The sequence below is a fragment of the Streptomyces sp. NPDC018964 genome, assembly GCF_044390325.1.
In the GTDB taxonomy this organism is placed as follows: Bacteria; Actinomycetota; Actinomycetes; order Streptomycetales; family Streptomycetaceae; genus Streptomyces.
Genome location: NZ_JBIRYZ010000003.1, coordinates 266,261 through 278,158, shown reverse-complemented (window position 1 = coordinate 278,158; position 11,898 = coordinate 266,261). Strand labels below are relative to the sequence as shown.

7 protein-coding genes are annotated in these 11,898 nt (G+C 76.1%); 4 read left to right on the top strand and 3 right to left on the bottom strand.

What is annotated here, in order from left to right:
• Nucleotides 1-36 precede the first annotated feature (36 nt).
• The 3 genes from ACH5AO_RS06665 to ACH5AO_RS06655 all read left to right on the top strand — a co-directional run bounded on the left by ACH5AO_RS06665 (nucleotide 37) and on the right by ACH5AO_RS06655 (nucleotide 8,064).
• Nucleotides 37-3,651, top strand: coding sequence for a DUF5682 family protein (locus ACH5AO_RS06665; RefSeq protein WP_398922477.1), 3,615 nt, complete (start codon nucleotides 37-39; stop codon nucleotides 3,649-3,651).
• Complete coding sequence (locus ACH5AO_RS06660) at nucleotides 3,648-5,858, top strand: hypothetical protein (protein WP_398922475.1); 2,211 nt, start codon at nucleotides 3,648-3,650, stop codon at nucleotides 5,856-5,858. Before ACH5AO_RS06665 ends, ACH5AO_RS06660 begins: the two co-directional genes overlap by 4 nt.
• A gap of 151 nt (nucleotides 5,859-6,009) precedes the next feature.
• Complete coding sequence (locus ACH5AO_RS06655; protein ID WP_398922472.1) at nucleotides 6,010-8,064, top strand: phosphocholine-specific phospholipase C; 2,055 nt, start codon at nucleotides 6,010-6,012, stop codon at nucleotides 8,062-8,064.
• Nucleotides 8,065-8,091: 27 nt separating this feature from the next.
• On the opposite strand, the gene ACH5AO_RS06650 is transcribed toward ACH5AO_RS06655, so the two are convergent.
• Entirely contained in the window at nucleotides 8,092-9,072 is a 981-nt protein-coding gene (locus tag ACH5AO_RS06650; protein ID WP_398922469.1) for a hypothetical protein, read from the bottom strand.
• Nucleotides 9,069-9,872 carry a phosphatase PAP2 family protein gene (locus ACH5AO_RS06645; protein WP_398922467.1) on the bottom strand — a complete coding sequence of 268 codons (804 nt, stop codon included), beginning with the start codon at nucleotides 9,870-9,872 and terminating at the stop codon, nucleotides 9,069-9,071. Before ACH5AO_RS06645 ends, ACH5AO_RS06650 begins: the two co-directional genes overlap by 4 nt.
• Before the next feature lie 176 nt (nucleotides 9,873-10,048).
• Between ACH5AO_RS06645 and ACH5AO_RS06640 the strand changes: the two genes are divergently transcribed.
• Nucleotides 10,049-10,663, top strand: a complete 615-nt coding sequence (locus ACH5AO_RS06640; protein WP_398922465.1) for a TetR/AcrR family transcriptional regulator — start codon at nucleotides 10,049-10,051, stop codon at nucleotides 10,661-10,663.
• 140 nt (nucleotides 10,664-10,803) lie between these two features.
• On the opposite strand, the gene ACH5AO_RS06635 is transcribed toward ACH5AO_RS06640, so the two are convergent.
• The gene (locus ACH5AO_RS06635; RefSeq protein WP_398922463.1) at nucleotides 10,804-11,820 is read right to left on the bottom strand and encodes a DUF2510 domain-containing protein; all 1,017 of its coding nucleotides are present in this window, start codon (nucleotides 11,818-11,820) and stop codon (nucleotides 10,804-10,806) included.
• Between the last annotated feature and the right edge of the window lie 78 nt (nucleotides 11,821-11,898).

Genomic DNA, 11,898 nt, shown 5'->3' with positions numbered 1-11,898 from the left:
GTACGGCCGTCCCCGCCGAACCGCCCACCTGGACCCATGACCGCGAGAGCAGAGGCGGCCGCACTGGCGGCCCGCACGGAGCCGTACCTGATCGGCGTACGGCACCACAGTCCCGCACTGGCCGTCGCCGTGCCCCGGCTGCTGGACGCCGCGGACGCCGAGGCCGTCTGCGTCGAACTGCCGGCCGACTTCCAGCCCTGGCTGCCGTACCTCTCCGATCCGCGCACCACGGCACCGGTGGCCCTGGCCGGCGCGTACGAGGACGGACGGCTGCGCCTGTACCCCCTCGCCGACTTCTCCCCGGAACTGGCGGCGATCCGCTGGGCGCGGGACCGGGGCGCGGAGGTGATCTGCTGCGACCTGCCCCTCACGGCACCGGAGTGGACGACCGGCCCGGAAGCGTCCGGGCCGGAGGCGGCGGGGCCGGACACGGACGACCTGTGGGACCGCACCGTGGAGGCGCTCGCACCCGGCAGCGCACCCGACGCCGTGCGCCGCGCCGCCCTCGCCTTCGGCCTCGCCGTGCGCCGGGACCGGGAGGCCCGCGGCGGCATCGCGGCCCTCGACCTCGCCCGGGAGGCACACATGCGCCGGGCCGTCACCGCGGCCGGAGCCGGCGGACGCCGGGTCGCCGCGGTGACCGGCGCCTTCCACGCGCCCGGACTGACCGACGGGGGCGGGGACACGGTCCCGGGGGAGGCGGCCGGCGCGGGCTCCCCGGTCGTCACCTCCCTCGTGCCGTACGCCTTCGCCCTGCTGGACCCCCGCTCCGGATACCCGGCCGGCATCCGCGACCCGCGCTGGCAGCAGGCGGTGCTCGACGCCGGCGGCGACCCCGGCCGGATACGCGACGACGCCGCCCGCCTCCTCACCGAACTGTGCCGGGAGATCCGCGCGGCCGGCCGCACCGCGGGCACCGGCGAGGCGATCGAGGCCCTACGACTGGCCTGCGACCTCGGCACCCTGCGCGGCCTGGCGGCACCCGGCCGGGACGAACTGCTGGAAGCGGTGACGTCCGTACTGGGCCAGGGCGGACCACCACCCGGCCGGGTCCTGGAGACGGTGCTGGTCGGCACGGACCGCGGCCGGCTCGCCCCCGGCACACCCCGGTCCGGTCTCGGCCCCTGGGTGGAGGCGGAACTCGCCTCGCTCCGGCTGCCGGGGCCGGGCAGCACCGGCCACCGGGAGGTCCGGCTCTCGCCGCTGCGCTCCGCCCTCGACGCCCGGCGCGAGATCCTGCTCCAGCGGCTCAAAGAGTGCGGGGTGGGCTACGCGGAACCGGTCGAGGTGTCCGCCGTAGGGGAGGGGAGCGCCCTCACCACGCGCTGGCGGGCGGCCTGGACCCCGGCGGTCGCGGCCCGGCTCGACCTGGTGGGCGTCCGAGGGGTCACCGCCGCCCAGGCGGCCGAGGGCACCCTGCGCGCGCACCACCGCCGGGCGACGGAGTCCGGCGGAGTCACCCCGGCACGGGTCGTCGACCTGCTGGGGGCCGCGGCCCGGTGCGCCCTGCCGGACCTGGTCGGCGACTGCCTCACGCAGGCCGCACGGGTCCTGCCCGCGGTGGCCACGCTTCCCGAACTGCTGCGGTGCATGGACCTGTTGGAGGCGATACGCCGGGAGCACCTGCCCGGCACCACCGGGCGGACACGCCTCCGGGCGACGGCGCTCCACGACGTCCTGCTGGAAGCCGCCGTCCGCACCCTGCCCGGGCTGGCCGGCAGCGACGAGACGGAGGACGCCGTCGCCCTCGTGACCCTGGCCGTCCGCAGCGGTGAGGAACGGCTCGGTCTGCGCCTGGACGGCGAGTTGTCCGCGCTCGCGCGCACCGGTTCCCCGCTCGTCCAGGGAGCGGCCCTGGCCGCCCGGGTCCTGCTCGACCTCGACGGACCGGAGCCGCTGGGCAGGAGACTCGCCGACTGGATCGACTCGGCGACGGCACCGGACACCCGGCACCGGCTGGAGCGCCGGCTCACCGGCCTGCTCGTTGCCGCCGGACCGCTGATCGCGTCCCTGCCCACCTCCCTCGACCCGCTGCTGGAGCGCGTCGAGACCCTGGACGACCGGGGCTTCCTCGACCGGCTTCCCGCGCTGCGCGGCGGTTTCCGGGCGCTCACCCCGGACGGGCGCGGGCGACTGCTGGCGGCCGTGACCGACCGGCTCGGCGCCCGGCCCGGCCTCCGGCTCACCGCGCCCGCCGAGACGGCCGGCCGGTGGGCCGGGGCGGACAACGAGGGGCTCGCCCTGCTGAACGAACTGGGCCTGGCGGACCTGGTGAACCCTCCGCCCACGGGCGGTCCTGCCCCGGACGGTCCGGTCCTGGGCGGTCCGGCTCTGGGCGGTCTTGCCTCGGACGGTCTGACCTCGGACGGCCTTGCCCCGGACGGTTCGCCCACGGGCGGTCCTGCCCCGGAGGCCCTCGCCCCGGACGGGCGGACGTCCACGGCGAGCGGCCGGCGGCCCGTCCAGGACACGGAGCCCGATGCCTCACGCCTCGGCCCCGCCGACCGCTGGCGGCTGCTGCTCGGCCGCGACACGGCGAAACTCCCCCCGGAGCTGGTCCCGTACGCCCGGGCCCTGGACGAACTGTTCGGAGCGGAGGAGACGACCGAGGACGAGGGCACGGACGGCGGCGCGGAGGAGGCGGGGGAGACGGTTCCGGGCCGCGGCGGTGACACGGACGAGCCCACCGCCGGCCAGGGCCCGGGTTACCCCAGCGTCCGGCACTGGGCCGAGGACCTCGAAGCACTCTTCGGCCCGGACATCCGGGAGGAAGTCCTGGGACGCGCCGCGGCCAAGGGCCGTACGGACGTGATCGACCACCTCGACCCGGACTCGGTACGCCCTTCCGTGGAGCTGCTGTCCGCCGTGCTGTCGCTCGCCAGGGGAATGCCCGAACAGCGGATCGCCCGCCTCCGTCCCCTGGTCAAACGACTGGTCGAGGAACTCACCCGGGAACTCGCCACCCGGCTGCGCCCCGCACTGACCGGCCTCACCACCCCGCACCCCACCCGGCGCCCCGGCGGCCGGCTCGACCTGCCCCGTACCCTGCGGGCCAACCTCGTCCACAGCCGCCGCCTGGAGGACGGCACCGTCCGGATCGTCCCCGAGCGGCCGGTCTTCAGGACCCGTGCCGCCCGGCAGAGCGACTGGCGGCTGATCCTCGTCGTCGACGTCTCCGCGTCCATGGAGTCCTCGGTCGTCTGGTCGGCGCTGACCGCCGCCGTGCTCGGCGGCGCGCCCATGCTCTCCGCCCACTTCCTCACCTTCAGCACGCGGGTCGTCGACCTCACCGACCGGATCGACGACCCGCTCTCCCTGCTGCTGGAGGTGAGGGTCGGCGGCGGCACGCACATCGCGGCCGGTCTCGCGCACGCCCGCACCCTGGTGACGGTGCCGCACCGCACCCTGATGGTGGTCGTCAGCGACTTCGAGGAGGGCGGCGCGGTCGACGGTCTGCTGACCGAGGTCGAGTCCCTGGTCTCCTCCGGCGTCCACCTGCTGGGCTGCGCCGCCCTGAACGGCGACGGAGCCCCTCGCTACTCGGTACCGGTCGCGCGGCGACTCGTCGCGGCCGGAATGCCGGTGGCCGCCCTCAGCCCCCTCTCGCTCGCCCGCTGGGTGGGCGAGCGCGTCCGCGGAGCGACCCGATGAGCCCTTCCCTCCCGCCCGTCGCACCGGAGGTGTTCGCCTCCGCGGTGGAGCACCTCACCACACGGCTCCGCGGCAGACTGGACGCGGCCGTCGAGGCCCTGGCCGGCACACCGGTCACCACCGAGGACGGCACCGTCCGCGTCCGCTGCGGCGAGGACGCCCGGGTGACCCTGACCCCCGGCCCGTCCGGCACCGTCACCGAACCCGGCCAGGCCCACTGCACCTGCCTCCTGGCCCCCCGCTGCCTGCATTTGGCGGCGGTCCTGGGCGCCTGCCCGGTCGCCGACGCGACGCCCGCGACCGACACGACGCCCGCGACCGAAGCGGACCGTCCGGCGGCTCCGGTCCGGTCCACCGGGCGGGGCCGGTCGGCGGGTGCGGACCGGGCGCCGGCTCCGGACCCGGCCGCCGACACGACGCCCGCGGCCGGCGCGGACCGTCCGGCGGTTCCGGTCCGGCCTGCCGGGCGGGGCCGGGGCGCGGGTCCGGGCCAGGGTCCTGCCGAGGCCGGCGGTCCGCACGGGGTGCCGGGCCAGGGCCGGGGCGCCGGCGACGGTCGCCGTACCGGCCCCGATCACCGGGCCGCCCCCGCCCGTCCTGCCGACGTGGACCGTCCGGCGGTTCCGGTCCGGTCCACCGGGCGGGGCCGGTCGGCGGGTGCGGGCCAGGGCCGGGGTGCCGGCGACGGTCGCCGTACCGGCCCGGACCGCCCGGCCGACACCGGCCGTCCCGTTGACGACGGCCGCCGGGCCGCCCCCGGCCGTCCCGACGCGGGGAAGGAGCCGCCCGCCGGTCCGGGGCGCCGGGCCGCCCCTGTCCTCTCCGCCGACCGGACACGGGCGGCCTCCGGGCTCTGGACGGCGGCGGCAGCCGTGCTGTCCGCCGGAACCGCCGGGGCCGGGGCGATCCTTCAGGCGGAGTTGCTGCGCGCCGCCCACACCGCCCGCCTCGCGGGTCTCCACCGTGCCGAGGCCGCCGCCCTGGACGTCGTACGCCACCTGCGCGACGAGCGCGACCCGCACGGTCCTCGCACCCTCACCGCACTGGTCGACGCCCTGCGCGAACTCCTCCTCGTCACGCACCGGTTGCGGTCCGCCGACCCCGACCCGGCGCTCATCGGCGCCGTCCGCCCCCACCACCGCCCCGACGGACCGCTGCGGCTGTACGGCGTCTGCCGCGAACCGGTGATCGGGCCGGGCGGCCTCGGCGGGGTGGTCACCCACCTCGTCGACGACGACGGCCACGCGTACACGCTCCCCGACGTCAAGCCCGGCGGCCCCGCCCGCGCCCGCCGGGCCGGCACCGCCCACGTCGCCCTCCGGTCCTTCCTGAGCGACCACTTCCGGGTGTCGCGCGGCGGCCTGATCGTCACCGGAGCGGTCGTCGCCCCGGACGGCCGCCTGCTGCCGGAACCGGGCGTCCGCGCCACCTTCGCCGCCGGACGGCCCTGGCCCCCGCCGGACCCGGACCCCGACGGGGCCGGGCCCACCGGGCCACTGATCCTCCGCGACGTGGAGATCGCCGCCACCGACGGCGAGGACCTCCTGGTCCGCGTCCTGCCGAGGCGGGGGGACGGGCCGGTCCGGCTGGCCCCCGCGCACCGTCATCCCGCCCTCGCCCACACCGCGAACCTGCGGCGCCTGAGCGAGCACCCCGGGCTGCGGATCCGGGTCGTCGGACGCCCCGACCCCGACCGGGTCACCACCCTCCGCCCGCTCGCCGTCGCCCCGGTACCCGGCACTGAAGCGACCCTGCGCCTGCCGGACGACTGGCAGGGCCGCGCCGACCTCGGCTACGACCGCCTCCGGGACGACCACTTCCCGGCGGACCCGCCCTCCCCGCCCGAACCGGCCTCCGTCGGCCCCGTGGACGACGCACCGCTCTGGCGCGTCCGCCGGCTGGTCGAACTGGCCGTCGCCGGAGGACGCCGGGCCGCCGCCGAATCCGCGCGCGGCGTCGACCTGCGCGGCCACGTCGCCGCCCTGCGCCGCGACGGGTTCGCCACCGGCGCGGCCCTGGCCGCCGCGCTCGGCGCGGTGGCCGCCGACCGCACCCGTGACGCGTTCGGCCGCCTCGACGAGGGCGACCCCGACCGGTACACGGCCCAGTGGCTCGCCACGGCCGTGTACCTCACCGGCACCGAGGCGGCGCTGCGCCGGGACAACCGGCTCGGCCACGCACCGGGCCCGGCCGGGTCCGCACGGTGACCGGTACGGTCCACGGCGCGTCGCCGCACCTCACGTACCGACGACCTTCACGTCCGCGCCACGGCGCCCTTCCCCCACGTTCGCTGCTCCTGGAACACTCCTTTCGCGCGCACCCCCTCAGCATCCCGCACCGCACGAGAGGCCCTCGTCCATGCCCGAAGTCAACCGGCGCCGATTCCTCCAACTCGCGGGCGCCACCACGGCGTTCAGCGCGCTGTCCGCGAGCATCGAGCGGGCCGCCGCGATCCCGGCCCACCACCGCTCGGGGTCGATCGAGGACGTTGAGCACATCGTCGTCCTGATGCAGGAGAACCGCTCCTTCGACCACTACTTCGGCAGGCTGCGCGGCGTCCGCGGCTTCGGCGACCCGCACCCGGTGACCCTGGACGGCGGCAGGTCGGTGTGGCACCAGACCAAGGCCGACGGCACGGAGGTCCTGCCCTTCCACCCGGAGGCCGACGACCTCGGCATGCAGTTCCTGGAGGGGCTGCCGCACAGCTGGCCCGACGGCCAGGAGGCCTACCACAACGGCAAGTACGACCGCTGGCTGCCCGCCAAGGGCACCACCACCATGGCGTACCTGACCCGCGAGGACATCCCCTTCCACTACGCGCTCGCCGACACCTTCACCGTCTGCGACGCCTACCACTGCTCCTTCATCGGCTCCACCGACCCCAACCGCTACTACCTGTGGTCGGGCCACACCGGCAACGACGGCGAGGGCGGCGGCCCGGTCCTCGGCAACGACGAACTCGGCTACGACTGGACGACGTACCCCGAGCGCCTGGAGGAGGCCGGGATCTCCTGGAAGATCTACCAGGACATCGGCGACGGCCTGGACGCGGCCGGCCACTGGGGCTGGATCCCCGACGCCTACCGCGGCAACTACGGCGACAACTCCCTGCTGTACTTCAACAAGTACCGCGACGCCCGGCCGGGCGACCCCCTGTACGACAAGGCCCGCACCGGCACCGACGTCAAGAACGGCGACGGCTACTTCGACCGGCTGCGCGCCGACGTCAAGGCCGGCCGGCTGCCGCAGATCTCCTGGATCGCCGCCCCCGAGGCCTTCTCCGAACACTCCAACTGGCCGTCCAACTACGGCGCCTGGTACATCTCCCAGGTCCTGGACGCGCTCACCTCCAACCCGGCCGTCTGGGCGAAGACCGCCCTGTTCATCACGTACGACGAGAACGACGGCTTCTTCGACCACCTGGTGCCGCCGCTGCCGCCGAAGTCGGCCGCCCAGGGCCGGTCCACCGTCGACGTCTCCCTGGACGTCTTCGAGGGCAGCGCGACCCACCGCGAGGGCTTCTACGGGCTCGGCCCGCGCGTGCCGATGCTGGTCGTCTCACCGTGGAGCAAGGGCGGTTACGTCTGCTCGGAGACCTTCGACCACACCTCGGTCATCCGGTTCATGGAGCGCCGCTTCGGCGTGCGCGAACCGGGCATCTCGCCGTGGCGGCGCGCGATCTGTGGCGATCTGACCAGTGCCTTCGACTTCTCCCGCAAGGACAGCCGGCCGGCCCGCCTGCCGGACACCGACGCCTACGAGCCGCAGGACCGCGACCGGCACCCCGACTACCGGCCCACGCCCCCGGCCGACGCCGGCATGCCCCGCCAGGAACGCGGGCTGCGCCCGGCCCGCCCGCTGAAGTACGCCCCGGCGGTGGACGGTTCCGCCGACCCGGCGACCGGGAAGTTCACGCTGACCTTCGCCTCCGGTGCCCGGGCGGGCGCCGCCTTCCTGGTCACGTCCGGCAACCGCGCCGACGGCCCCTGGACCTACACGACCGAGGCCGGCAAGGAGATCTCGGACACCTGGAACTCCGCGTACTCCGAGGGCTCGTACGACCTGACCGTGCACGGCCCGAACGGGTTCCTCCGCGTCTTCCGTGGCCCGAACGGGACCGCCGGCTGCGAGGTCACCGCCCGCCACACCGGCGACGACGTCCGGCTGACGTTCGTCAACGAGGGCTCCGGCACGGCCCGGCTGCGGCTGGCCGACGGGTACGGGGGCCGCCCCGTGACCGTCACCGTCCGCCCCGGTGCCACCGTGCACCGCACCGTCGACCTGCGCGGGAGCCACCGCTGGTACGACCTGACGGTCACCTCCGCGGCCGAGCCGGCGTACCTGCGCCGCTTCGTGGGGCACGTCGAGAACGGCCGGCCGGGCGTCAGCGACCCGGCGATCATCACGGACTGACTGTCGCCCGGGGCCGGGCGGGGGGTGTCACGCAGCCCGGCGTTCGCGGGGTGCCGCCGCGCCCACCCGTGCCGCCCCAGCGGCACGACTGCCCGCGGTGACGGCCTCCTCTGCGGAGGCCCGTTGCCGCACCGTGGGAGCGCTCATGCGAGGCAGGGGTGCCGGGGCGGCCGGTGTCTGTGGGGCCGGGCGGGGCGCCGCCCGGCTCAGCAGCAGTACGCCCCAGGAGGCGAGCCCCGCGCCGGTCAGGGCGAGCAGGACGCCCGCCGGGCCGTCGCGGAGGCGTTCGCCCAGGAGGGAGAGGCCGATCACCGCGGCCGCCACCGGGTTCGCCAGGGTGACCACCGCGAGCGGGGCGCCCAGGCCGCCCCGGTAGGCGGTCTGCGACAGCAGCAGCCCGCCGGCCGCGAAGGCGGCCACCAGCAGCGCCACCACGGCCACCTGGACGCCGGGCAGCGGACCGGACCGGTCCGTCACCGCGACCGTCACGGTCTGGGTGAGCGCCGAGGCCACCCCGGAGGCGATGCCAGAGGCGGACGCGTGCCGCAGACCGGGCCGGGCCCCCGGCCACGCGAGCAGGCCGATCAGGGCCGCCGTACCGCCCGCGACGGCCAGCGCCTCGGGGACGCCCAGCACGTCGTCGGGCGCCGGCCCGGACGCCGTGGCCAGCACCGCCGCCAGACCGGCGAGGGTGAGCGCCGTACCCCGCCACTCGACCGCGCTCACCGGCCGCCCCGCGAGCCGCGCCCCCAGGGGCACCGCCGCGACCAGGGTGAGGGCGCCCAGCGGCTGGACCACGGTGAGTGGGCCGTATTTGAGCGCCACCACGTGGAGCAGCGCGGCCGAGGCGTTCAGCGTGACCGCCCCCCGCCAGGCGCCGTCGGCCAGCAGCCGCAGCGCGCCGGTGCCGGGGGACCGGGAGGCCAGCCGTTCCTGGGCCACCGCCGCGGCGGCGTAGGCGACGGCGGAGACGAGGGACAGCAGGACGGCGACGACGACGGCGCTCACCGTGCCGCCCCCGCGAGCGCCCGGTCCCGCACCGGCACGTGACGGGTCCGTGTCCGTCCCGCCCCCGCCCCCGTCGTCGTGTGCCGCGGCGGGCGCAGCACCACGGGCGCCAGGCCCAGCAGCGCCGCCGCCACGAGCGCGTCCAGCCAGAAGTGGTTCGCCGTCCCCACGATCACCAGCAGCGTCACCAGCGGGTGCAGCAGCCACAGCCACCGCCACCGCGCGCGCGTGGCGACGACCAGGCCGACCGCCACCATCAGCGCCCACCCGAAGTGCAGCGAGGGCATCGCCGCGAACTGGTTCGACAGCCGGTCGGCCTCCGGCGGGCCGTACACCGACGGCCCGTACGCCCGCGCGGTGTCCACCAGGCCCGTGACGGCGAGCATCCGCGGCGGGGCGAGCGGGAACGCCAGGTGCAGCACCAGCGCGGCGGCGGTGACCGCCGCCAGGGTCCGGCGCGCCCAGACGTAGTGGGCCGGGCGGCGCAGGTGGAGCCAGACCAGGAAGGCCGCGGTGGCCGGGAAGTGGACGACCGCGTAGTAGGTGTTCGCGAGGTGCGCGAGCCCGTCGCCGTGCAGCAGCAGGGACTGCACCGCGCCCTCGCCGGGCAGGCGGAGCGCGCGCTCCAGGTCCCACACCTCGTGTCCGTTGCGGTACGCCTCGCCGGTGTGGCCGGCCGCCAGCCGCCGGCCGAGTTTGTAGACGAGGAAGAGCCCCGCCACCAGCAGGAGTTCACGTACGAGCGGCGGGCGCGCCGGCGCGTCGGACCCCGCGGGTCCAGGCTCCTCGCGGCCATTCATCCCCGGCCCTTTCTGTCGTGGTGCAGACGGTGCGCGCGGGTACCGACTCTCATCGATACGGGTTCGTACCGATACGCCAGTGTACCGATACGGTTCAGTACCGGTACGGCCGCGTACCGGTACACTGGTGCATCGACACGACGCACGCCTCACGCGAGGGACAAGGAGCCCAGCCGATGACGTCGCAGGACGCGGACCGCCCCGGGCCGGCCGGGACCTCGCGCCGCTCCAAGATCACGCCGGAGCGTGAGCGGGAGTTCTTCGACGCCGTGCTGGACCAGATCCGCGAGTGCGGCTACGACGCCGTCACCATGGAGGGCGTCGCCGCCAGCACGCGGTGCAGCAAGTCCACGCTGTACCGGCAGTGGCGGACCAAGCCGCAGTTCGTCGCCGCCGCCCTGCGCTCCAGCCGGCAGGCGCGGTTCGCCCGCGTCGACACCGGCACCCTCGCCGGGGACCTGCGCGAGGTCGCGCGGTGCGCGGGGGAGTGGTCACCGAAGGACACCACGCTGCTCCAGGCGCTCGGGCACGCGGTCCTCCAGGACCGGGAACTGGCGCAGGCGCTGCGCGAGGCACTGGTCGACCCGGAGATCGGCGCGCTGGAGGAGATCCTGCGGCGCGGCGTCGAGCGCGGGGAGGTCGCCGCCGGGAACCCGGCGCTGGAGTACGTTCCGGCGCAGATCTTCGGTGTGCTGCGGGTCCGGCCCATACTGGAAGGCCGCAACGCGGACCCGGACTACCTGCTCCGGTTCGTCGAGGCCGCCGTACTGCCGGCCCTCGGCCTTCCCTGAGACGCAGGCCGCCGTCGACGGGATGACCGTACGGCGGCCTGACCGCGCCGCACCGTGGGGACGGGGGCGGCGCCCATCCCGGCCGGGTGGGACACCCCTTGAGCGGAGGGGTGTCCCACCCGGCCGTCGAGTACGGGGTGTCAGACGTCCTGGCCGTTGCCGCCGCCGCCCGACGACACCTCGATGCCCTCGGTGATCTCGTCGAGCACGGCCTGCTTCTGATCGGTGTCCACCCCGAAGCGGACCACGACGATCTGCTGCGGCCGCGCGGGGGACGGGAAGGCCAGCGACTGGACGTACCCGTCGGAGCCCTTGCTGGTCACCGCCTTCCAGCGCACCAGATAGCCCTTCTGCCCGGCCACGGTCACGGCCCTGGACGCGAGGACGTCGTGCGAGGTGATCTTCCCGTAGGCCTCACCGCCGTAGCTCTCCTCGGCGTTGGCGGAGATGTCCGCCTTGGCGACCTCCTCGGCGGTGGAGCCGCGGGTGCCGAGCGCCAGGGCCGGCGCCGAGTACGCCCCGCCCTTGGTGCACGTCTTGGAGGTGTCGCCGGGACAGTCGTACGACTCCTCCGACGTCACCGAGGCACCCACCTGCAGCTCCTGGCCGTACCAGCCGTCCAGGACGGGCAGGCTGATCCCGCTCACTCCGTCGGTCACCGACCCGCTCTCCACCCGCGGCGCCTCGGACCCGTCCGGCGCGGACTCCTCGCCACCGGAGCCACCGGAGCCGCCGGAACCACCGGAGTCCCCGCCCGACCCGCCGGAGCCCCCGTCCCGCCCGTCCGGGTCGCCGAACGGCCCGCCGTCCCGCCAGCCCGGCCCCTGCGAGGCCGCGGTACCGCCGCCCCCGCCGTCGTCCGTCAGCGCGTACACACCCACACCGATGCTCGCCAGGACGGCGACGGCCAACGCCACGGCCATCCCGTTGCGCACCCGCCGGCCCCGCCCGGACGGAGCCGGCACGGGATACGCCGGGTGGGCCGGATACGCCGGCCCGCCCGCGCCGCCCGGCACCGGGGGACCCCAGGCGGCGGCCTGCCCCACCGGACGGACCTGCTCCGTCCAGGCGTCGCCGTCCCACCAGCGCTCGGTGGCCGGCCCCTCATTCGTCTGCCCGGGGTCGGGGTACCACCCGGGAGGAGTCACCTGCGTCATGCCCCCACCGTATGAGGCCTCGGTGAAAGCCGGATGAGAGAGCCCCGTCACACCCCCCGCACGGACCGCCCGGTGATC

Bases quoted from the DNA above. Each gene is read 5' to 3' on its own strand.
- ACH5AO_RS06665 (WP_398922477.1), top strand. From the start codon at position 37: ATGACCGCGAGAGCAGAGGCGGCCGCACTGGCGGCCCGCACGGAGCCG.
- ACH5AO_RS06660 (WP_398922475.1), top strand. From the start codon at position 3,648: ATGAGCCCTTCCCTCCCGCCCGTCGCACCGGAGGTGTTCGCCTCCGCG.
- ACH5AO_RS06655 (WP_398922472.1), top strand. From the start codon at position 6,010: ATGCCCGAAGTCAACCGGCGCCGATTCCTCCAACTCGCGGGCGCCACC.
- ACH5AO_RS06645 (WP_398922467.1), bottom strand. From the start codon at position 9,872: ATGAATGGCCGCGAGGAGCCTGGACCCGCGGGGTCCGACGCGCCGGCG.
- ACH5AO_RS06640 (WP_398922465.1), top strand. From the start codon at position 10,049: ATGACGTCGCAGGACGCGGACCGCCCCGGGCCGGCCGGGACCTCGCGC.
- ACH5AO_RS06635 (WP_398922463.1), bottom strand. From the start codon at position 11,820: ATGACGCAGGTGACTCCTCCCGGGTGGTACCCCGACCCCGGGCAGACG.